Genomic DNA, 22,745 nt, shown 5'->3' on the forward strand with positions numbered 1-22,745 from the left:
CATTTACACAAACTAAATTTTAGTTATCTCATGCGAAAACTGTTTTGCGCCCTTTTACTACTGTTTGTAACCGTAACCCACGCCCAGCTGAAAAGCCCGGCGGCATACCTGCCTGATTACGGCAGGCACGTTACCTACTACCACCAGCTTGAAAGCTATTTTACCCACCTTACACAAAATTCCGATGGTATAAGGCGCCAACCTTACGGGCAAACCCCGGAGGGCAGGGCGCTTTCTGTTTACTATATTTCTACTGCAGAAAATTTAAAAAACCTTGAAAACATCCGTTCGGGGCATCTTGCCACTACGGGGTTGCAGCAAAGTAATGTAGCACCTTCAGACAAAGTAATTTTGTGGCTAAGCTTTAACGTTCATGGTAACGAGCCTGCCGCTGCCGAAAGTGCCATGAACGTAGCCTACAACTTACTAAACCCTGACAATAAAGAAGCCAAAGAGTGGCTAAAAAATATAGTGGTAATACTGGACCCATGCCTTAACCCTGATGGGTTTTCGCGCTATGGCAACTGGCTGCACAGCGTTACGGGAAATAACTTTCACACGGGTGCTACAGACCGTGAACACATGGAGCCCTGGCCACACGGCAGGGAAAACCATTACCTGTACGATCTTAACCGTGACTGGGCTTGGCAGGTACAACCCGAAACCCGCCAACGCATAGATCTTTATAACCAGTGGATGCCTATGGTACACGCCGATGTGCACGAAATGGGATATAACGATCCCTACTTTTTTCCACCACCTGCAGAGCCTATGCACGATTATATAACGAAAGGCCAAAAAGATTTTTACGAGGCCATAGGACAAATGACCGCTAAAAAGTTTGATAAAAAAGGATGGGGATACTATTCGCGAGAGGTGTTTGATTTGTATTATCCCAGCTACGGCGATACCTATCCTTGTTTTAACGGTGCCGTAGGGATGACTTTTGAGCAAGGGGGCATAGGCGCGGGGCGTGCGGTGGAGCTTAAAAATGGTAATATACTTACCCTGCAGGACAGGATAGATCACCATACCGCGGCAATGCTTAGCGTTGTAGAAACAGCCGCCTGGAAAAAAGACATGCTCATAAAAAACTTCAGGGCTTATTTTTCAACCCAGCAGGATAATCTTAAAGGCAAGTACCGCACCTACATTATAAAAGATAATGGCAGGAATACTGAACTTACGCAGTTACTAACACGTAATAAAATAAGGTATGCTTACGCGGCCGAAAGCCGCAGTGTTAAAGGGTATAGATATAGTACAGATAAAGATGAAGAATTTAGCATACAGCAAAATGACCTTGTAATAACTACCAGTCAGCCAAAAGCGGTACTCACGCAGGTATTGCTGGAACCCAAGCATCACCTTAGCGATAGTCTTTCTTATGATATTACGGCATGGGATTTACCCCGTGCTTTTGGCACAGAGGCTTATGCACTTAAAAAAGAATTGTCATTAAAAACGGTGAACGCTCCCGTAGCTAAAAGCAAATTACAATATGAAAATGCTTATGCGTTTTACATTCCCTGGAACAACAGGGCATCGGTAAAAACACTCGCCATGCTACATCGCAACAAAGTTAAGGTGAGGAGCGCGCGATCACAGTCACTTTTCCCGGGGGTTAAGGTTAATAATGGCGACCTGATAGTACTGAAGTCGGACAACAGCCAGTTTGCTGATTTTGAAAAAACGCTTGCGGTACTGCTAGATGGTAAAAATGAATACGAAATTATAGAGAGCGGATATGCGATTTCAGGTAGCGACCTGGGTGCTGAGGCATTCCCGATTTTAAAGCAGCCCAAAGTGTTATTGTTTAGCGGAGAAGGAATCAGCAGTACTGATTTCGGGCAAGTGTGGAACTTCTTCGATAACATAGCCGAATATCCGCTGAGTATTGTAGATGTGCACAATGCAGGAGGTGTAAATTTTGATTCCTTTACCACCATTGTATTACCAGACGGATATTATAATTTTTCGGATGCCGACAAAACCCGCCTTGATGCATTTATAACTAAAGGGGGGCAAGTTATAGCCCTGTGTAGCGCCCTTGACCTTTTTGAAGACAGGGCGGGCTACGGGCTCACGCGTTTTGCTACTGATGCTGCAAAAGATGATTCAAAACGGCAGTCTGAAGAAAAAGACTTGTCTGCACGGTATAACGGCTATGGCAGTGCTGCACGCCAGGGACTGTCTTCCAGTATTTCGGGAGCTATTGTAGAAAATATAGCCGACCCATCGCATCCGCTGAGTTTTGGTTTAGGAAGCCGCTATTTTAGCCTTAAAACTTCAGGATCGCTTTATCAAATGCTTACCGGTGCTACTAATGTGGCTTATGTACCAAAAGGTTACAAAAGTTTCGGATTTATTGGCAATAATTTAAAGCAAAAGTTGGGCGGTACTGTTACTTTTGCGGTAGATTATAAAGGAAAAGGTAATGTGGTATACATGGTAGATAATCCGCTTTTCAGAGGGTTTTGGGAAGCCGGGAATTTACTTTTTGCCAATGCCTTGTTCCAGTTGAATTAATTGCTTTTATGAATAGGATTGAGGTTGTTAAAGGAGATATTACAAAAATAGCAGTAGATGTTGTGGTTAATGCCGCTAACTCGTCGTTACTGGGCGGCGGCGGCGTAGATGGCGCCATACACCGTGCCGGAGGGCCTGAGGTTTTAAACGAATGCCGTGATATACGTAACAGGCAGGGAAAGTGTAAAACCGGCGAGGCCGTTGTAACTACGGCAGGTAACTTACCCGCAACATTTATTGTGCATACCGTGGGGCCAGTATGGAACGGCGGGTATAAAAATGAACCCGAGCTTTTAGCAAATTGTTACAGGAACAGCCTAAAGCTTGCTGTTGAAAAAAATGCGGAAACCATAGCTTTCCCTAACATAAGTACCGGTATTTATGGCTATCCTAAGCCGGGAGCCGCAAAGGTGGCGGTAGCAACCGTGCACGAATTTCTTGAAACAAACGAAAGCATTAAAAAGGTAATTTTCGTTTGTTTTGATGACGATAATTATACGCTTTATAAAAACCTGTTATAACCCTGATGTATTAATTACACGGTCGCCGGGTTGTAATGAGGCACCAGCTACACCGCCGTTAAACTTTACCGGTACAGACATAAGACCTTCCTTAACGGCTACGAGGGTATTAAAGTGCAGGTGCGCTACGTCTGTCCAGCCGGTCTTACCCGAAAGCCCTATAGGCTGCCCGCGCTGTACGCTGTCGCCCACTTTTACTAATGCCCCGTTGTGTTTAAGGTGTACGTATTGCGTGTAAAGCCCGATATGCGGATGATACAGCGTAATGTAGTTAGCATACTGTTTCCATTTTTTATTAGCACCCCCATATTTATATCCGGAAATAACACCTACAACTACGCCATTGTCTGCTGCGCATACCGTATCGCCTACGCGAAGTGAAAAATCTATAGCATATTTAGAGTAAGGCTCGTGGTGAGAATATTCACCATCGTATGCCTGTACAACCCTGTAGGTTTTGCCTATAGGGTAGGGTAAGGCCAGTGTGTTACGCACGGGTATTTCGGCAGGATCACCCAGCCCTGTATTAATCAGCAGGGTTTTTACCTGTAGGCTGTCTGCAGCTATGGTAATGTTTGTATTGCTTTGCGGAGGTAAAACAATTACCCTGTATTGCTGAAGTTTTAGATTAAAAATACTGTCGCTACTACTTAGGTAATAGCGCATGGGGCATTTCAGCGGATTATCCAGGCTGAGGTAAATGGTGTCGTTTTTATAACTGTATCGCGTTGCTGTTTGCGCCTGAAAAAGCAGTTTTTTAGGCACGGTTTTACAGCTTCCTGAAAGCATAAACAGGCAAAGTGTAGCTAATGCGCAGCGCAATACGCGCATTATTTATTGTCTTTTACAATAAACACCTCGTCCATTCTCCTAAATTTAGGATTACTGGCTACGGTAACGCGCTGTATGTACGAATGCTCTTTAACCCGGGTTATTTTTACCATCATGGTTCCTGCTTTTTGCAGGTCTTTGTTTCTTGCTGCGGTAGCTGCGGTAGGTGTAATGGTATAGGTACAGTCATTTATCCATACGAGGTCAAAATCGTATATTTCCTCAGCATCTTCCATCTGCTCAGTCTGTATATTACCGCTTCTTTTTATGATGCTGGTTTTTTTAGAGGCAGGGTCTGTAACCTTAAAAGTGCCTTCCTTTAGCATAGAGCAGTCACCGGTTTGGCTGTAGCCAAAAAGGGAAACAATAAAAGTAAGGATAAGGAGTATTTTTTTTATCATACTTGTTGGTATTTTGAGTGGATAATCAGGTTGGAGGTTTTGTACGGCTAAATATACGGCAAGCCAAATAGCCAGGCAATATACTATATGTTAATTAACGCCAAAGGAAGATGTTTATTGTAAGGTAAACCTTATCTACACAAAAGGTTGCCTTTTACAGCAACCTTTTTATTATTATCAGTTATGGAATTACTTCCATTTAAAGTTTTTTTCTATGGCCTTAATCATTTCGCCTGCTATGTCTTTTTGGGTAGCGCCTTCTATGCCTTCCAGCCCGGGAGATGAGTTTACCTCCAGCAGCAATGGCCCTTTAGACGAACGTATAATATCTACCCCGGCCACTTTAAGGTTCATGGCTTTAGCCGCTTTTATGGCTATGCGTTTTTCTTCGGCTGTGGCTTTTATAACACTTGCAGTACCACCCAAATGGATGTTGGCACGGAACTCACCCGGCAGTGCCTCACGCTGAATGGATGCCACTACCTTGCCGTCTATTACAAAACAGCGGATATCTTTACCGTTTGCTTCCTTAATAAACTCCTGTACAAGGATGTTGGCATTAAGACTTTTAAAAGCATTAATAACGCTTTCAGCCGCTTTTTTTGTTTCGGCAAGTACTACGCCTTTTCCTTGCGTGCCTTCCAGCAGTTTTACAATAAGGGGGCTTCCGCCTACCATTTTTATAAGGTCGTTAGTATCTAGCGGAGAGTTGGCAAAGCCCGTTGTAGGTATGTCTACACCACTATTAAGTAACAATTGTAACGAATATAGCTTATCGCGGCTCTGGCTTATGGCTGCTGCAGAGTTAAGGCAAAATACCTTAAGTGCTTCAAAATGACGGGTAAGGGCACAGCCATAAAACGTCATACTTGGTCGTATACGAGGGATAATCGCATCAAAGTCATTTAATACACGTCCGCCACGATAGTGGATTTCGGGTTTTTCGGCATCCAGCTTCATGTAGCAGTATTTCAGGTTAAGAAAGTGCATTTCGTGCCCGCGCATTTCGCCGGCTTCCATAATGCGCCTGTTACTATAAAGTTCAGGATTGCTTGCCAGTACTCCTATACGAAGCCCGCGTTTTTCATCTCCTGCCGTTTCGTAGTATTCTTTTAGTTTTTCTTTTGTAGGCTGGCCTAAAAGGTATTTTTGCTCAGGGTCTACCAGTATACGCCCGCTCATGGCTTCCCTGCCCAGTAGCATACGGAAACCCATAGAATCGCGATTGGTTAAGGTAACTTCTATTTCCCATTCCTGCTCGCCTACACATATTTTTGTTTTAATAACATAGCGCAGCTCGCGGTAGCCACTGCTGCTTTTTACAATACGTTTATCTATAAGCGGCGCTTGGCAGTGTATTACTGCACGGGTGTTGTTTTGTATGGGGTGTATGTCAAACTTTAGCCAGTTTTCGCCCTCTTTTTCAAACGGTACAATATTTACGGCATGAAGTGCTGAGGTTTTGGCACCCGAATCTACACGGGCTTTTATGGTTGGTAATCCCAGTTCGGGGAATGCGCACCATTCTTCGCTTCCTACAATTACTTTTTCGAGCATGGTTTATTAAAATTGTGCAGTTTCGAAGGTATGTTTTTTTTTAATTGGCTACTATGCGGCGGCGTTTTTTGTTGATAATTTAATCTTAGGATAACCCTGTTGTTGTAAATTATTGATTGACAATTTTAAACAAAAAATCCCGGGGTATTTTATCCCGGGATTATAGTGTTTTGTGTGCTTAGAATTTGTAACGTACACCAAGCGCAATATCCGGACCGAAATTATCGCCGCGGTAGTCGTCGTTAAAATATAGCTCCGGCCTAAAATCAAGCGATAGCTGAAGTGGTATATCAAAGTTATATTCTATACCAAGGTCTCCTGCTACAAATACAAAAGTACCATCGTCTTCATAGTGGTAAGGGCCTGCATAGCGGTCATAGCTCCACGAGCCTACACCACCACCTACGCCGGCATACCAGTTAAATCCGCCTTCAATGTTCCATACCCACTGGTATAGTGCGGCAAGTTTAAAGGCGTCATAGTCATTAGAGTTTCTCCACCCTAAATCAAGCTCCAACCTGTGGTTAGACGATAAGTTTCTTTGGTACGATACTTCGGCACCAAAGCCGTCGTTATCACCCAGCCTTAAACCAAGTGCATTTCTGTCTCCTTTTTGTGCCTGTGCGCTAAATGCCAATCCCACTAACATTATAGCTGATAAGAATACTTTTTTCATAATAATCATTGACGTTTTTCTGTATTCCAAAAGTAAAACGCTTCCTTTAGTAGGAATATTATTATGTTAAGGTTTTAACAGTTATCTTTTTGTTAAAGCAAGGGCGTATTTTAAGGCTTAGTTAACATTATGGTTTACCAGCACTTCGGTTTGCGTGTAGCTGCCCGTTTGTGGTATTGGTAAATCTGCCCCGAGTGACGAAAAGTCGGAAAGCTGATAGTTAATCACAGTGTTAGTATATACGTTGCCTATATTTTCTGCGTAGTACTGTGTAGAGGTAAGTACATCCTGGGCATTCATAATGCTAATAGGCAGAATAGTTCCGTTAAAGTCTACGTTAGCGGTAATTTTCAGGTTTAGTACCATTTTCATGACCTTTACATTACTGTAAGTAGCGTTATTAGGCGCGGTGAATGTGGTAAGCGACTGATCTGCAATTGATTTTAGGGTGTAGTCTGCTACAATAGTGTAACCGCTTCCGGAATCCTGGCTAATGGCTCCGCTTGTGGTGCCTACCTGAGTACCTGCCGCAGCTGCCGCATCAAGAAAAGGGAAATCGGTTATAGACACGTTTAGTGGCAGATCTGCCGAAAATGCTAATGATGCAGAGCCGGTTACTAATAGCTTGCTGCCCGAAGTGCGCACGCTATTGTTGCTTAGGGCACCACAAAAGAAACCTGTTGCTACGTCTTTAGTTTTAAACTTCTTGTAAGCGATAGAAGTTATGGTAGTATCTCCTTTAACGTAAAGGGAATCACGCCCGCTCGATGTACCGTCAAGCGTCGTGTTGTATACCCAGTAATTACCGTTGGCTTCGGGTAAATAATTTGCGGCATTACCGGTTCCCGGGTTATTGTTATTATCTCCAGAGCAAGATGCTATAAAACAACCTGCCAGGAGAGCAAAAGCATACACTATTTTTTTCATTAGTATTAGGTATATTAGTTTACCGGGCTAATATACCTAACATTTTAAGATATTTAGCTTAATTATTGCTGAAAATAAGCGTAGCTACCAGTTTAACGTCTATGGGGTTTGCTGTTTCTGTTTCCTCAGGTTCGTTTACTGCTGTTTGTTTGTCGTACCTGTAAAGCGTCCAGCTGTTGTGGTGGTATTCCAGTGCGGTTAAATTTTCTATCCAGTCGCCGGAATTTAAGTAAGTAACACTGCCTTTTTTATTCTCCTTAATAGTAATAGCGGGTTCGTGTATGTGGCCACACACCACGTAGTCGTAATTATTTTCTATAGCAATATCGGCAGCAGTGGTTTCAAAATCTGAAATAAACTTTACCGCCTGTTTTACCCCGGATTTTATTTTTTTAGATAAGGAGTAGGGTTCGCGTCCCATTTTTACCAGTATCCAGTTGATAAAACGGTTTAGTAATATAAGGTAGTCGTAACCGAGTCCGCCCAGCTTTGCAATCCATTTTGCCGAGTGCACAGAGCTGTCAAAAACATCACCATGAAAAAACCAGGCTTTTTTACCGTCCAGTTCCAGTACTACTTTGTTTACAATGCTAAAGTTACCCATAGTAGTATCGGCAAATTTGCGAAGCATTTCGTCATGGTTGCCCGTTATGTAGTACACCTTTGTCCCTTTTGCCGAAAAATCCAGCAGCTTCTTGATTACCTTGAGGTGCGACTTCGGAAAATACGATTTCCTGAATTGCCAAATGTCTATAATATCGCCGTTAAGTATCAGTGTTTTTGGTTTTATAGAAGCGAGGTATTGCAGCAATTCTTTGGCGTGGCAGCCGTATGTACCTAAATGCACGTCAGATAATACTACAACATCTACTGGGCGTTTTTTCATGTTTCGTGTTTCTTACAAAATAAACCGTAGTGTATAATGTATTGGTTACTATAAGGTTAATAAATATGTGTTTTGTTAATGTTCCATTTTAAGTTATGGTTTGCTAAATTTTAGGTAGTAAAAACTAAGCAGGTTTGCTACATTTGTGTAAAAAGAAGAAATATGGCAGGCAATACTTACGGAACACTATTCAGGCTATCTACCTTTGGAGAATCACACGGCGCTGCCATTGGTGGGGTTATAGACGGATGCCCCCCTGGGATAGTGCTTGATATGGAGGCGATTCAAACTGAGCTTAACAGGCGCAGGCCGGGGCAGTCGGCTATTGTAACGCAGCGTAAGGAACCCGATGAGGTGCAGTTTTTATCGGGTATTTTTGAAGGGAAGACAACGGGTGCGCCTATTGGCTTCATTGTGCCCAATACCAACCAAAAGTCTCAGGACTATTCTCATATAAAAGATGTGTACCGCCCATCGCATGCCGACTTTACATACGATAAAAAGTATGGCACCGGAGTGCGTGATTACCGTGGCGGAGGTCGCAGTAGCGCGCGCGAAACCATAAGCAGGGTAGTAGGGGGCGCTATAGCACGTCAGGTTATACCCGGGATAAGTATTCATGCCTACACATCGTCTGTAGGAGATATTTTTTTAGAGAAGCCGTACCAGGCACTGGATTTTAGCCTTGTAGAAAGCAATGCCGTACGCTGCCCCGATGCCGAAGTGGCAGCACGAATGGAAGACTATATTAAGGAGGTAAGAAAAGATGGTGATACTGTAGGTGGCACTGTTACCTGTGTTATTAAAAATGTGCCTGCGGGATTAGGGGAACCTGTGTTTGATAAGCTGCATGCTGAACTTGGCAAAGCAATGCTGAGTATAAATGCTGTAAAGGGATTTGAATATGGTAGCGGTTTTTGCGGTGCGAAGATGCGCGGCAGCGAGCATAACGATATATTTAACGCTGATGGTTCTACTAAAACCAATCTTTCCGGCGGTATACAGGGTGGTATAAGTAACGGAATGGATATTTATTTCAGGGTGGCGTTTAAGCCGGTGGCTACCATTATGCAGGAACAGGAAACCATAGATAGTAACGGTAATGTGGTAGCCATGCACGGTAAAGGCAGGCACGACCCTTGTGTGGTGCCGCGTGCAGTGCCTATAGTAGAGGCAATGGCGGCATTAGTAATTGCTGATTTCTATTTGTTATCAGGTAAATAGTATTTTGAAGTAAGGTTTTTATGTGTTAGCAATTTAGTTGTAAAATCGGCTTATTTTCTGTCATAGTTTAGGTGAAAGCATTTTTTTATTATAAATTTTATATGAATAAATTGTAACTAATATATTTTTTACTATTTTTGGGTTTCGGAAATAAAAACTATCATCATGAAAAGAAAATTACTTAGTGGAGCACTTTTACTTGGCTCTATTATAGCAGCTAATGCACAAAGTTCATGTGTTGACGCGCTAGATTTACCTGTAGGTTTAACAACTGTAGATGAAATTTCAGGCGAGGCTGTATCTGTTGCAGCAACCAGCGCTTGTTGGAATGCACCTAACGCAACCGCGGCTAACTGGTATAAAGTTACACCACAAACTAATGGAGTTTACAGGCTTTCTACTGACCTGCCGCAAAATGTTGGTGGAGATACGCGTGTTTCTGTTTTCTCTGGAACATGCGATGCTTTATCATGCTGGGCTGCTAGTGACGACGTATATTACGGAGCAACAGATGCAGAGAGCAACTTTTTAACAGATTTTGAATTCCCGGTTCTTGGCGGTACTACTTACTATGTTGTTTTTGATAACAAGTGGAATCCAGGTGGTTTCGATGTTGAGCTTTCATTTATCGACTCTACTTGTGAAACAACAGATACATTCTCTGAATCGTGGTCACCTATCAAAAACTACTGGTTCTGCTGGAGCAGGATAGATAATAACCAAGACTCGAACGGCTTTTCACTTGACACAGAGTATGATTTTGGTGGTCAAAATAACAACTACCGTGATAACGTTGTTTCTATTTCATCTTACGAAGCTGATCTAGATGACTTTTTGGTTAGCAATGCGAGAGCTCTTGAGGCAGGTACTGAATATGTACTTAGTGTTACATATAACGCCCTGAATATAACTGATGCAGACAACGCAGTGGTTGGGCCTGCTAACGAAAGTTTCGAAGCAGTAATAATTAACTCAGCCAACTCGTACGATATTTTAGGTGAGGAAACTGGTATAACCCAAGTGGGTGAAACCCAGGCTGATATGCTTACAAATGCTGTTACAAAAACATACAACTTCACTCCTGATACCGCTGGTAACTACAGGCTGGGTGTTCACTCTACATCTGCAACTGGCGGAGGTTTGTCTTTGTTCTTTAATATATCTCTAAGCCTTGCTGCTTCTTCTTCTCAAAACGCTCAGTCTGCATTCTCAGTGTATCCTAACCCGGCTAACACTGTAGTAAATGTTGCTAATGCTAAAGCTCAGATCAGCGCTGTTAGCCTTGTAGATATCAACGGCCGTACTGTAAAATCAGTTCAGTTTGATGGTGTTTCTTCAGCTCAGGTAAACATTTCAGATCTTGCAAACGGTGTTTACATGATGAACATTAAATCAGATAAAGGTACTGTAACTAAGAAAGTTGTTAAAAACTAATTAATACAGTTCTATAATATAAAAGGCTCCGTTTATCGGGGCCTTTTTTGTTTTTGTTATGGAGGGAAAATAAATAAAGCTTAAATTCGTTACTACAGTAAACCTTAGTCATATGCTTCGTAAATTACTATTTTTATTGCTGCTTGTATTGTCATCTGTTTGTTACGCTCAAGAGCAGTTTTCGGTATATTTTGAAACTAATAAATACCAGCTTACAGGCACAGAACAAAAACGGCTGACAGAGTGGTTAGCAGCAAACAAAACATCTAAAATTCTGGCTATAAATGGTTATACCGATGAGGATGGATCGGTAGGGTTAAATGATACGCTTTCTGAGCGTAGGGTAACTACTGTTTTTTCATTCATAAAGGGTAAGGTTAAAATTCGGGAAGATTTTATGACGCGAAGCTTTGGTAAACTTCATAAACAAGATGCTGTAAAGGCAAAGAATCGTAAGGCTACCATATATTATTTGCTGGAAAAAGACCTTGCAAAAGAAAATGAAATCCTGGGTATAAAAAATGAACCAATGGCTGTAAAAAAGCCTGTTAAGGTAGAATTTCCTGAATCAATGACGGTAACCACTCCTCAGGGTAAAGAAGAACTTGAGCTTGATGTGAAGTTTATGGAGCGTTTAAATGCTGCTAAAGCAGGTGAAAAAATAGTGATACCTAACCTCAATTTCCGCGAAAATACGTTTGCTATAATGGCAAATTCCCGCTCCAGGTTATATGAGTTACTACAGGTTATGCGTGCAAACGGCTCTTTAAGGATAAAGCTGGAAGGACACGTTTGCTGTATGACAAAAGACAGACAGGACTTATCCACCCAGCGTGCGAAGGCCATAATGATGTTTTTAGTAGCAAACGGTATTGAAAAAAGCCGAGTAACTTTTCAGGGATTCGGTGTTTCGCAACCGCTTTACCCAATACCCGAAAAATCTCCGGAAGAGCGTGAAGCCAATCGTAGGGTAGAGGTGCTTATCTTACAAAACGACTGGCAGTAACCGTTTATTTGTTAGTGTAGCGCTTTGCAAACGCGCTGGGCGTTTCACCTGTGTTGTTTTTAAAAAAACGCGAGAAGTACGCGTAGTCTTCATAACCCAGCATTTCTGCAATTTTTTTAAAATTCCCCCTGTGTAGCGCAAGTTCTTTTTGGGCCTCCAGTACTATGCGGCCTGCAATAATATCCCCGGCGGGCTTGCCGGTTATGTTTTGAGATATACGGTTAAGGTGCCTTAGTGTTATAGCCAGTTTACCGGCGTAAAATCCAGGAGATTTTTCGGTAACAAAGTGCGTTTCTATAAGGTCTTCAAATTGCCTGAAACGCTGGTAATAGCCATTATTATTTTCTGCTATGGGTAGTATATCTTCGTCAAACCAACGGGTGGCTTGTACATACAGCAGGTTGATATAGCAAAGTATGGCGTTTTTTTTCCAGGCTTTTTCGGTGGTAAATTCTTCCAGTATTTTTTTAAAGTAATGGGTTGCCTCAGTAAGCGCGTCCTGATTCAGGTTCACTACAGGTTTACTATGCATGCTGTAAAAAAAAGGGAAACTACGTAGCTCATTTGCGGTAAACCACGCTTCAAAAAAATCACGGGTATGGAAAAAAATATATCCCTCTGTATCTGCAGATAACTCCCAGTAATGGGTTTGGCCCGGGTTAAGAAAAAATAATGCGCCAGGTTTTACCTCGTAGTCTGTAAAATCTATTTCGTGCCTGCCATGCCCTTTTATAAAAAGTATGGCCAGATAAAAGTTGTGACTGTGTGGTTCGGCGATATCTTTATGTCTGGTAGCCAGGTGGTTTTCAAGAGTGTTGGCATGAATGTCTTCGCTGCCTTCGTGCCTGAACTCACTTATTTTTAATATATGTACCGGTTTCATAGCGTTGCTTATATATGTCTTAAAAGTACAATTTTTTGCGTAAATTATCTATTGCTTTCCATGGTACTAAATCACTAACTTTGACTAAAATTTTAGAGGTATGTCACAATTCTTAAATATAATAGGAGAAAAATGCCCCAAATGTGGAACCGGTAAGGTATTTAAAACAAAGGGAAACATATTTTTACTTAAGATGCCCGTAATGAATGATGATTGCCCGCATTGTGGTCATCATTTTCATAAAGAGACAGGGTATTTTTTTGGGGCTATGTACGTAAGCTATGCACTTGCCGTGGCCGAAATGGTTGCGCTTTTTGTAGTGCTGTTGCCATTTACTAAAGACTTTGGTATTTTGGTAGGTGCGGTTGCTGTTATGGCGGTAGTACTTAGTCCGTATAACTTCAGGCTGTCTCGTATGCTGTGGATTTATATGTTTGACGGTCCTGAGAAAGTACCTGAAAACCGATAATGTTTTAACATAAGGTGCAAATTGTACTGGCGCGGTATTGCGCAGAAAAATGCCTATATTTGTATTTCAATTTGCACCTTAAACCTTATGCTGCAAACGCTTCATATAAAGAATTTTGCGCTCATAGAGCACCTTCATATTGATTTTAACGGAAGTTTTGCCATTATTACGGGCGAAACCGGTGCGGGTAAATCCATCCTTCTTGGCGCATTGGGTTTGGTTTCGGGTAACCGTGCCGACCTGGGTTCGTTAAAAGACAAAGAACAAAAATGTGTGATTGAAGCACATTTTAAAGTATCTGAATATAACCTCCGCGATTTTTTTGAAAAGAACGATATTGATTACGAAGATGTAACCATTATCCGCCGCGAAATATTGCCGTCCGGCAAAAGTCGCGCTTTTATAAATGACAGTCCTGTAAACCTTGCCGAAGTGCAGGAATTGGGTCATTTTCTTATAGATATCCATAGCCAGCAGCAAACCCGTGAACTTAGCGATGAGCAATACCAAATGCAGATTTTAGATGCTGTTGCAGGCAATTCAGCTTTACTCGACGCTTATAAAAAGCAACTGGCCGCTTATAAGTTGGCACAAAACGCGCTTAAAAAGCTTACCGAGCAAAAATCTACCCTGAGCCGCGAGCAGGATTATAATACTTTTTTACTTAACGAACTTGCCGAAGCAAAACTTAAAGCCGGTGAACAAGCCGACCTGGAAGCCGAGCAGGAAAAACTGAGCAACGTAGAGTTTATTCGCGAAAGTATGGCTAAGGCAATAGCTGTAGCCACTGAGGAGCAAGTGGGCGCCGTGCAAAACCTGAAGGAAATAAAACAGGCGTTGCAAAAAATCAGCGGTATTTCTGAGGAGTATGCTACATACTACGAGCGTGTAAACAGTATTGTAATAGAGCTTGATGATGTTGCCGAAAGCCTGGCTGAAAGTTATGAAGGGTTAGTGAATGATCCGGAAGCACTGGAGCTGATTAACCAAAAGTTACAGCTTATATATGCGTTGCAAAAAAAGCATAATGTGGCTACGGTAGAGGAGCTAATGGCTATTGAAAAAGAGTTTAGCGAAAAGGTAATTTTCGCTGAAGGTCTGGATGAGGCTATTGCCGAAAAAGAGGCTGATATGCAGCGCAAAAAATCTGAAGCTGATAAAACAGCCGAAGAACTCCATGAAAAAAGGGTAGGGGCGGTGCCTGTGTTGGTAGATAAAATAACTGCAATACTGGTTCAGCTTGGTATGCCAAACTCACGTTTCAAATTTGAAATAATTCAGGGCGAAACCTATTATGCTAATGGTAAAGACAGTATCAATCTGTTGTTTTCTGCTAATAAAGGTACTGATTTCGGGTTGCTGAAAAAGGTAGCTTCAGGAGGTGAAATGTCGCGTATTATGCTGGCTGTAAAGGCTGTTTTAGCTACGTATTCTAAACTGCCTACTATTATTTTTGACGAAATAGATACCGGTGTTTCAGGCGAAATAGCCATTAAAATGGGCGATATTATGAAGGCTATGAGCAAGGATATGCAGGTATTTGCAATAACGCATTTGCCGCAAATTGCCGCTAAGGGCGATACGCATTATAAGGTAGCCAAGAAAACTCAGGGTGATACTACAGTGAGCGAACTAAGGCTTCTTTCTAATGACGAACGCATACGTGAGATTGCTGAAATGCTTAGTGGTAAAGACGTGAGCGAGTCAGCGCTGACGCATGCCAGGGCACTATTGGGGTAGTTTACGGTTTATTTTTCTTGCCCTGTTGATTAAAGGTAGTATAAGCACTAAAGCAAGTGCCAGATTAAATGCTATAGTGAAAAGCGGGATTAGCAGTAGTGGAGATACGTGCTCGATGCCATCGGCAAGGGACCAAGTGTAAACGTTGCTCAGCGAGTTTATGATTAATGGTGCCAAATAGCAACATTCTAATATAATAAGCCCTTTTATAATTGTTTTTTTAGAGGTGTGCAATAGTAGCTCTTTCCTGCCTAACACCATAAATGCTGCTATAAGGAGTGGAAAAATAAAGTTGTTTGTTATACCTACAATTATTGCTGTACTACGTTCTGAAAATTGTACAAAATGTTTCAGGATAACAATAAGACTAATTTGTTCTAACAGGGCAAAAACCGAAAAAATATAAAATCTATTCCACGGATTGTACTCTTTAGGTAAAAACTCGTCTTCGTTAAGCAGGTCGTTCATGGTGCAGGCTTAGTTTATTGGCTAAAATTACAGAATATACTACATAGTTGTTTTAGTTTTTTATCTTTGCTTTCCGAATACATCAAATACTGAATTAACAAATACTGAATTAAACAGTTATGATCATAGAACCAAGGATGCGTGGCTTTATATGCCTTACTGCCCACCCGGTGGGTGCCGCGCAAAGCGTAAAAAACCAAATTGAATACGTAAAATCACATGGCGAGATAGCCAATGGCCCTAAAAAAGTGCTTGTTGTGGGTGCTTCTACAGGTTTTGGCCTTGCTTCTCGCATTACTGCCGCATTTGGTAGCAACGCTGCTACGGTAGGTGTCTTTTTTGAAAAGGAGCCTGCAGAGGGTAAAACTGCTACTCCGGGGTGGTATAACAGCGCTGCCTTTGAAACCGAAGCGCACGCTGCCGGGCTTTACGCAAAGAGTATTAACGGGGATGCGTTTAGCAACGAAGTGAAACAGCAAACTATAGATATTATAAAATCCGACCTGGGTCAGGTTGATTTGGTTGTGTATAGCCTTGCTTCTCCGGTGCGTCAGCATCCTGTAACAGGTGTGCTGCACCGTAGTGTGCTAAAGCCTATTGGCGGGGTTTTTAGTAATAAAACAGTAGATTTCCATACCGGTAAAGTATCTGAGGTTACTATTCAGCCTGCAGTTGAAGGTGATATAGAAAATACCGTTACCGTAATGGGTGGCGAAGACTGGGCTATGTGGATAGATGCCCTTAAAGAAGCAGGTGTGCTTGCCGAAGGCGCTACTACTGTGGCGTATTCTTACATAGGCCCATCGGTTACCGAGGCTGTTTATCGTAAGGGTACCATAGGTAGGGCAAAAGATCACCTTGAAGCTACTGCTTTCGAAATTTCAGATAAGCTAAAAGATATAAACGGTAAAGCATATGTTTCTGTAAACAAGGCGCTTGTTACACAGGCGAGTTCGGCAATACCGGTTATTCCACTGTATATATCGCTATTGTACAAGACCATGAAAGAAATGGGTTTGCATGAAGGTACCATAGAACAAATAGACCGTTTGTACCGCGAAAGGCTTTATACAGGTGGCGAAGTTCCTGTAGATGAGCAGGGCCGTATACGTATAGACGACTGGGAAATGCGTGATGACGTACAGGCTAAAGTATCTGAACTTTGGGCAAAAGCAGATACTGAGAATTTAGCTGAAATTGGCGATTTAGAAGGTTACCGCAAGGATTTTTATAACCTTTTTGGTTTTGAATTTGCAGGCGTAGACTACGCTGCTGATGCAAATGAAATGGTAAACATAGAAAGTATAGAAAAGTAATATTTCTGCAATAAACCTGAATATTTATATGAAAACCTTCCTTTTTAAGGAAGGTTTTTCTTTTTTTTTAGGTGTTTTAATATGAAAATAGTATTTTTGTTTCTTTAATGTTAATTTTAACATCACATTGTTTTATTTGTGTTTTAAATTTATTTTTATGCACCTTATTTAACAATTTGATTGTAATATATATAAAAATAACATTAAGTTATTATTTATTTGAATTATTGCTAATTTTAAAAATAATTAAATAATTTGTTAAATGAGAAAAATTACTTTGCTTATTGCCCTGATTCTCTTGGGAATTACGGGTTCCTATGCACAGGCGTCTCTGTACGGTTTTTCGGTTTCGACAGATACCTATGTGCCCATAACAGGGGGTACGGTGGTAACATCGACAGTAAACCGAGCTACCTCACTGGACAGCTATGTGTCTAGTCAACTTACGCTGCCGGCGGCCTTCGAATTTGCCGGAAATAGTTACACTTCGTATTCTATAACTTCAAACGGACACGTATCGCTGGGAACTCCTGTAACCAGTGCTTTTAACTACACTCCGTTAACATCTTCAGCAGGTGGTAACATAATTATGTCTCCGTTTGCAGCTGACCTTTACGCAGGTGCAACGGGCACTTCGGAGATAAGGACAGAACTCGTAGGTGATGAGATTGTATTTCAATGGACTAATTTCGCACGTTATTTTGTTGTTGAAAGTATTAATTTTCAGGTTAGGCTTAATACAGTAACTAAGAGTGTGAAATTTGTATATGATGGTACTCCTTTATTTACTTCAGATACTACGTATCAACCTCAAATAGGTATTAAGAGTGCTGTTGGAGTTTATAAAGTTCTTAGTTCTGCTTCTAACGGTACTTTTGCAGCTCCTACTGTTGTTACTACAGGTGCCACTTCTTCATCTTTAATGACGCTAAGTGCTACAAACACGTTTGCTACTGGTTTAACTTATACTTTTACTGCTCCGCCTGCTTGTGCTGGTACTCCAAATGGAGGTGCTATATCTGGCGAGTTAGTACGTTTTGTATGTTCTGGTTCAACACCAGCTGCTATTACAGCTCCTGTAGTTAACAATACAACAGGTATTGCTTTTCAGTGGCAGCAGTCTTTTGACGGTAGTGATTGGACAGATGTTACCGCCGGTACTGGCGCTGCTACGCTTAGCTTTACACCGGAAGCTTTTCAGGGATCTACTATTATGTACAGGCTTAAATCTATTTGTACAGCTAGTGGAGACGTTGCCTATTCTAGCAATTTTGTAACAGTTAATCCTATTGAAGCTCCACTATCTCAGGCGTCAGCTATTGCGCTCACACCTGGTTTAAACAGCTTAAAAGTAGATTGGACAAACGGTTCAGGCGTTCGCAGAATGGTTTTTGTTAGTACAGATCCTATTGAAGATCCTATTGCCACCGGAAACTTCCCTGCTTTTTCAACTTCTACTGTTTTTGCTAACGATGGTCAGCAACTTGTGTACGATGGTACGGCAAGTACTGTAACTATAACTGGTCTTAACTGTACAACACCATACTATGTAAAAGTTTATGAGTATAACAGGTGTGGTTCAGGGCCTTACGATATCTATGTAAACCTAACTGAGGGTACAAACGCTGCTATGGGTACTCCTGTGGGTCCTGCAACAGCTACGCTGCCTGCTACAAATAACTTTGCAGGTTTTACAGGTGCTAACCTAAGCACAGTAATTCCTGGCTGGTACGAGGCTTCCAGGACGACTGCTTCTGGTACTGTTCCTGTTAACACTTCACCTGTTGCAGGTACTTCTGCATGGACTAATAGTTCTTTGTCGTCTGTTACAACCGCGAAGATTAACCTGTATACCACTACACGTAATGAGTGGATTATTAGCCCGAAGATTACATTAACCGGTGATTCAAGGCTTAAGTTTAAGGCGGCAATAACAGACTTTGCTGGTATTACTCCTGATCCTACTGGTATGCAGGGTACAGATGATGCTGTAACTATTTTTGTTTCTACAGATGGTTGTGGCCTTACTTGGGTTCCGCTTTACGAATTTAATGCTTCGAACACTACTACACTTACAAATTCACTGGTTGATTTTGTATTGCCTCTTACAGCCTATACAGGGCAGACTGTACAAATCGCTTTCCGTGGTACGGATGGCCCTGCAGATGATGCTCCTGACTATGATTTCCACATAGCTAATGTCGTTGTAGAGCTTCAGCCAACTTGTGATTCACCTCTATCTGTTAGCGCTACTGCAAACGGTTTTACATCTGCTACCATAAACTGGAACGTAGCTGACGGATCTGAACCTGCACAAGGTTTTGATTATTACTATAATAATATAGGTTTAGCGCCAAATGAAACAACTGTACCTGCAGGTAGCGTTGCTACAGGTGTACACACTGCATCAATTTCTGGCTTAACTGCAAATACTACATATTATGTATGGGTTAGAAGCGTTTGTGCTGCTGACAATAAAAGTGCATGGGTAGTTCTTTCTACACCATTGTACACAGGTTACTGTACTCCTGCGCCTTCAAGCGTAGATGATAGGGGTATTATTAATGTTACCATGGGTGATATTAACAACACTACAGTGGCAGAACAAGGTAACTACGGTAACTATACAAACCTTTCTACAAGTGCTGTAGCAGGTGCTACAGTTAACTTTAATATTACCTACGCTACAGGCTATACTTATGGTACTAAAATTTGGATAGACTGGAATAATGATGCTGATTTTAATGATCAGGGAGAGCTTGTTTACACTGGTGTTTCTGGTAGTGCAAATCCGTTTACCTTAAACGGTTCATTTACTATCCCTGCATCTGCAGCGGTAGTAGGTACGCACACAGTACGTATTGGCGGTACAGATGATGAAACTGTATCTGATCCATGCTACACTGGTTCATATGGTACTTTTGAAGATTACACGTTAGTGGTAACTATGCCAGATGCTCCGGCGATTACATCTTTTACTCCTGCAGCTGCTTGTGCGGTGAGCTCTGTACTTACTGTTACAGGTACTGGACTATTAAACGCTACACTTAAAGTAGGTGATACTACAATAACACCTACTTCGGTTACAGATACTCAAATTGTAGCAACCATACCAGCCGGTACAACCGGTCTTGTTAGTGCTACAACTTTTGTAGGTACTGCAGTAAGTGCAACAGAATTTACAGTAACTGCACCAGCTGCTCTAGCTATTAGTGCAGGTCAGGCAACGATTTGTGCAGGCCAGTCTACTACTGCTGTTACAATTACAGATGGTGCTTCAGCTTATGACACATTTGTATGGACTCCTGCTACAGGTGTAAGCGGTTCTGCTGAAACAGGATTTATTTTCAATCCTTCTCAGACTACATCGTATACACTTACAGCATCTCAGTCTGCTGGTTTGTGTACTATAAGTGTACCATTTACAGTAAACGTAAATGCGCTTCCGGCTCCTCTTGTTATTACTCCTGCTTCTCAGGCGGTATGTCAGGGTCAAAGTCAGGCTCTTATAGCTACAGGTGGTGATAACACAGGTGTTATTACTCTTGGTACAGGTACAACTGCTCCCGGAACTACAAGTTATCCTAATCCATTCAGCGGTTATTATGGAGGTGTAAAAACTCAAATACTATTTACTGCTGCAGAACTACAGGCTCAGGGTCTTGTTCCGGGTGTGCCAATTACATCACTTTCATTTGATTTCTTTGCGTCTTCTGCCATTGCATGTAACGACTTTAGAATCAAGATAGGCGAAACTACTCAGACTAACCTAACCTCAGGTTTCTTGCCTTCAACTGGTCTAACTACAGTTTACAATGCTAACTATACTCCTGTTGCAGGAACTACTGGTTGGGTACCTTTTACCCTTACATCTCAGTATGTATGGAATGGTGGTAACCTTGTAGTAGAAGTGGCTCACAACGCTGGTAACTTTGGTAATGGTTCTGGTACAAGAACAAAAACTACTACAACTACAGAGAACACTGTATACTATGGAGCAAAAGACAGTGTAACTCCTGCAGGTATGGCAAGTTATGATGCGCTTACTTCTTATAGTTCTTTTGGTACTTCTACATCAAGGCCAAACATGAGGTTTAACTACAGTGCTACTTACCCTGTAATTTGGTCTCCTGTAACAGATCTTTATACAGATGCTGCTGCTACAACTCCTTACACAGGTGGAGATGCACGTACGGTATACTTTAAAGGTAACAGTGCACAAACGTATACTGCTAGTTCTACAAATACTAACGGATGTTCTGTTACAGGTACAACTTCTGTAACTGTAAGTATTGTAGACGCTCCTGTAGCTGCTGCAACACAAACATTCTGCCAAGGTGCTGCAATCGCTCAGCTTGTGGCTGAAGGTACAAACATACAGTGGTATGCTGCTGCTACCGGTGGTCAGGCGCTGTCTCCAAACGCTGCGCTTACAACAGGTACATACTACGCTACGCAAACGGTAAACGGTTGTCAAAGCCTTAACCGTACTGCGGTTGCTGTTACAATTACAGTTGTTACTGCACCACAAACTCAAGATGTTGTGGCTTGTAACAGCTATGTACTACCGGCTCTTACTACAGGTGCTTACTACACTGCTTCAGCAGGTCAGGGTGCTCTTGTAGAGGCAGGTACAGTAATTACACAAACTACAACACTATTTGTGTACGTTCAGTCTGGTGACTGTTTTGCAGAAAACATGTTCACAGTAAACATTAATACAACTTCTGCGCCAACTGCAGCAGCAGATCAGACATTCTGCCAGGGTGGTGTAGTTGGTCAGCTTTCAGCTGAGGGTACTAACATTAAATGGTATGCTTCGGCTACATCAACAGAAGCACTTGGTGCAGACGTTGCTCTTGTAAATGGAAACATGTACTACGCTACTCAAACTGTTAATGGTTGCGAAAGCGCACAAAGAACGGTTGTAACTGCAGTTATTAATACTACTTCTGCTCCAACTGCAACTGCAGATCAGTCATTCTGCCAAAGTGGTGTAGTTGGTCAGCTTTCAGCTGAGGGTACTGATGTTAAATGGTATGCTTCGGCTACATCGACAGATGTGCTTGGTGCAGACGCTTCGCTTGTAAACGGAAACGTATACTACGCTACACAAACCATTAACGGTTGCGAAAGCGGTCAGAGAGCTGCTGTAACAGTAACTATAGTAACTGTTGAGGCACCTGCTGTAACTAATGTTTCTAGCTGTGATAGCTATGTGCTACCAGCACTTGAAGGTGTAGTTTACCGCACTTCAGGCCAGGGTACAGGAGATGTACTTCCTGCCGGTACAGTAATAACTTCTACCACAAATCTATATGCTGTTGCTCAATCGGGCAGCTGTATTGCAGAGACTCCGTTTACAGTTACCATAACTGCTTCTCCGGTTATCAATGCAGTTTCTCCTCAGGTTGTTTCTACACAAAATGACTTTGCTACTATTGCAGATATCGTAATAACAACAGATGCAAACGTAACGTGGTATGCTACTGAAGCAGATGCTTTAGCAGGTACTAACCCACTTTTTGCTGATAGCGTTATTGCTGCAAGCACTACATACTACGCTAAAGCTAGTTCAGATCTTTGTTTTACAATAGTTCCTGTTACTGTTAGCGAAATTCTTGGTGATAAATCATTTGATATGGCTAACTTTGCTTATTACCCTAACCCGGTAAACAGCGAGCTTACAATATCTTACAGTTCTGAAATAACTACAGTAGAAGTGTTTAACCTACTAGGTCAGCATGTGCTTACTGTGAAACCAAATGCTACTGTAGCTAAGGTAAACATGTCTGCTCTTGCAGAAGGTGCTTACGTGGTTAAAGTTGCTGCCGGTTCAGCTATTAAAACTGTAAAAGTGATTAAGAAATAATCTTT

At 41.9% G+C, this 22,745-nt stretch carries 17 protein-coding genes; 9 read left to right on the forward strand and 8 right to left on the reverse strand.

Features of this window, described 5'->3' with window-relative positions; translation table 11 throughout:
- The first annotated feature begins 30 nt into the window (after window positions 1-30).
- Both ACLI08_RS06525 and ACLI08_RS06530 read left to right on the forward strand, forming a co-directional pair.
- Entirely contained in the window at window positions 31-2,529 is a 2,499-nt protein-coding gene (locus ACLI08_RS06525) for a M14 family zinc carboxypeptidase (RefSeq protein WP_411427657.1), read from the forward strand.
- Between the two features lie 8 nt (window positions 2,530-2,537).
- Window positions 2,538-3,050 (forward strand): O-acetyl-ADP-ribose deacetylase, encoded by a 513-nt coding sequence (locus tag ACLI08_RS06530; RefSeq protein ID WP_411427658.1) that lies wholly within the window; start codon window positions 2,538-2,540, stop codon window positions 3,048-3,050.
- Here the strand turns inward: ACLI08_RS06530 and ACLI08_RS06535 are convergent.
- The 6 genes from ACLI08_RS06535 to ACLI08_RS06560 form a co-directional block, all read right to left on the reverse strand.
- On the reverse strand, window positions 3,045-3,881 hold the full coding sequence (locus ACLI08_RS06535; protein ID WP_411427659.1) for a M23 family metallopeptidase: 837 nt from the start codon (window positions 3,879-3,881) through the stop codon (window positions 3,045-3,047). The two genes, ACLI08_RS06530 and ACLI08_RS06535, sit on opposite strands and share 6 nt — an antisense overlap.
- Entirely contained in the window at window positions 3,881-4,282 is a 402-nt protein-coding gene (locus ACLI08_RS06540) for a hypothetical protein (RefSeq protein WP_411427660.1), read from the reverse strand. Before ACLI08_RS06540 ends, ACLI08_RS06535 begins: the two co-directional genes overlap by 1 nt.
- A gap of 189 nt (window positions 4,283-4,471) precedes the next feature.
- Window positions 4,472-5,839 carry a 30S ribosomal protein S6--L-glutamate ligase gene (rimK, locus tag ACLI08_RS06545; RefSeq protein WP_411427661.1) on the reverse strand — a complete coding sequence of 456 codons (1,368 nt, stop codon included), beginning with the start codon at window positions 5,837-5,839 and terminating at the stop codon, window positions 4,472-4,474.
- A 178-nt stretch (window positions 5,840-6,017) separates the two neighbouring features.
- The gene (locus ACLI08_RS06550; RefSeq protein WP_411427662.1) at window positions 6,018-6,515 is read right to left on the reverse strand and encodes a hypothetical protein; all 498 of its coding nucleotides are present in this window, start codon (window positions 6,513-6,515) and stop codon (window positions 6,018-6,020) included.
- A gap of 117 nt (window positions 6,516-6,632) precedes the next feature.
- Window positions 6,633-7,442 carry a hypothetical protein gene (locus tag ACLI08_RS06555; protein ID WP_411427663.1) on the reverse strand — a complete coding sequence of 270 codons (810 nt, stop codon included), beginning with the start codon at window positions 7,440-7,442 and terminating at the stop codon, window positions 6,633-6,635.
- Between the two features lie 58 nt (window positions 7,443-7,500).
- Entirely contained in the window at window positions 7,501-8,328 is an 828-nt protein-coding gene (locus tag ACLI08_RS06560) for a UDP-2,3-diacylglucosamine diphosphatase (RefSeq protein WP_411427664.1), read from the reverse strand.
- A 162-nt stretch (window positions 8,329-8,490) separates the two neighbouring features.
- Between ACLI08_RS06560 and aroC the strand changes: the two genes are divergently transcribed.
- The 3 genes from aroC to ACLI08_RS06575 all read left to right on the forward strand — a co-directional run bounded on the left by aroC (window position 8,491) and on the right by ACLI08_RS06575 (window position 11,992).
- Window positions 8,491-9,552 (forward strand): chorismate synthase, encoded by a 1,062-nt coding sequence (aroC, locus tag ACLI08_RS06565; RefSeq protein ID WP_411427665.1) that lies wholly within the window; start codon window positions 8,491-8,493, stop codon window positions 9,550-9,552.
- A 165-nt stretch (window positions 9,553-9,717) separates the two neighbouring features.
- Window positions 9,718-10,986 carry a T9SS type A sorting domain-containing protein gene (locus ACLI08_RS06570; RefSeq protein ID WP_411427666.1) on the forward strand — a complete coding sequence of 423 codons (1,269 nt, stop codon included), beginning with the start codon at window positions 9,718-9,720 and terminating at the stop codon, window positions 10,984-10,986.
- A gap of 112 nt (window positions 10,987-11,098) precedes the next feature.
- Complete coding sequence (locus tag ACLI08_RS06575; protein ID WP_411427667.1) at window positions 11,099-11,992, forward strand: OmpA family protein; 894 nt, start codon at window positions 11,099-11,101, stop codon at window positions 11,990-11,992.
- A 4-nt stretch (window positions 11,993-11,996) separates the two neighbouring features.
- Here ACLI08_RS06575 and ACLI08_RS06580 read toward each other — a convergent pair whose 3' ends face one another.
- Entirely contained in the window at window positions 11,997-12,875 is an 879-nt protein-coding gene (locus tag ACLI08_RS06580) for a helix-turn-helix domain-containing protein (RefSeq protein ID WP_411427668.1), read from the reverse strand.
- Window positions 12,876-12,975: 100 nt separating this feature from the next.
- Between ACLI08_RS06580 and ACLI08_RS06585 the strand changes: the two genes are divergently transcribed.
- Together ACLI08_RS06585 and recN are read left to right on the forward strand one after the other, a co-directional pair.
- Window positions 12,976-13,344 carry a DUF983 domain-containing protein gene (locus ACLI08_RS06585; RefSeq protein WP_411427669.1) on the forward strand — a complete coding sequence of 123 codons (369 nt, stop codon included), beginning with the start codon at window positions 12,976-12,978 and terminating at the stop codon, window positions 13,342-13,344.
- A gap of 87 nt (window positions 13,345-13,431) precedes the next feature.
- Window positions 13,432-15,084, forward strand: a complete 1,653-nt coding sequence (gene recN / locus ACLI08_RS06590; RefSeq protein WP_411427670.1) for a DNA repair protein RecN — start codon at window positions 13,432-13,434, stop codon at window positions 15,082-15,084.
- Here recN and ACLI08_RS06595 read toward each other — a convergent pair.
- Window positions 15,073-15,552 (reverse strand): hypothetical protein, encoded by a 480-nt coding sequence (locus ACLI08_RS06595; protein ID WP_411427671.1) that lies wholly within the window; start codon window positions 15,550-15,552, stop codon window positions 15,073-15,075. The genes recN and ACLI08_RS06595 overlap by 12 nt on opposite strands.
- 119 nt (window positions 15,553-15,671) lie before the next feature.
- Between ACLI08_RS06595 and fabV the strand changes: the two genes are divergently transcribed.
- Complete coding sequence (gene fabV, locus ACLI08_RS06600) at window positions 15,672-16,868, forward strand: enoyl-ACP reductase FabV (RefSeq protein ID WP_411427672.1); 1,197 nt, start codon at window positions 15,672-15,674, stop codon at window positions 16,866-16,868.
- Between the two features lie 262 nt (window positions 16,869-17,130).
- Complete coding sequence (locus ACLI08_RS06605; RefSeq protein WP_411427673.1) at window positions 17,131-22,740, forward strand: GEVED domain-containing protein; 5,610 nt, start codon at window positions 17,131-17,133, stop codon at window positions 22,738-22,740.
- Window positions 22,741-22,745 lie beyond the last annotated feature (5 nt).

The organism is Flavobacterium sp. RNTU_13 (assembly GCF_046614455.1).
In the GTDB taxonomy this organism is placed as follows: Bacteria; Bacteroidota; Bacteroidia; order Flavobacteriales; family Flavobacteriaceae; genus Flavobacterium.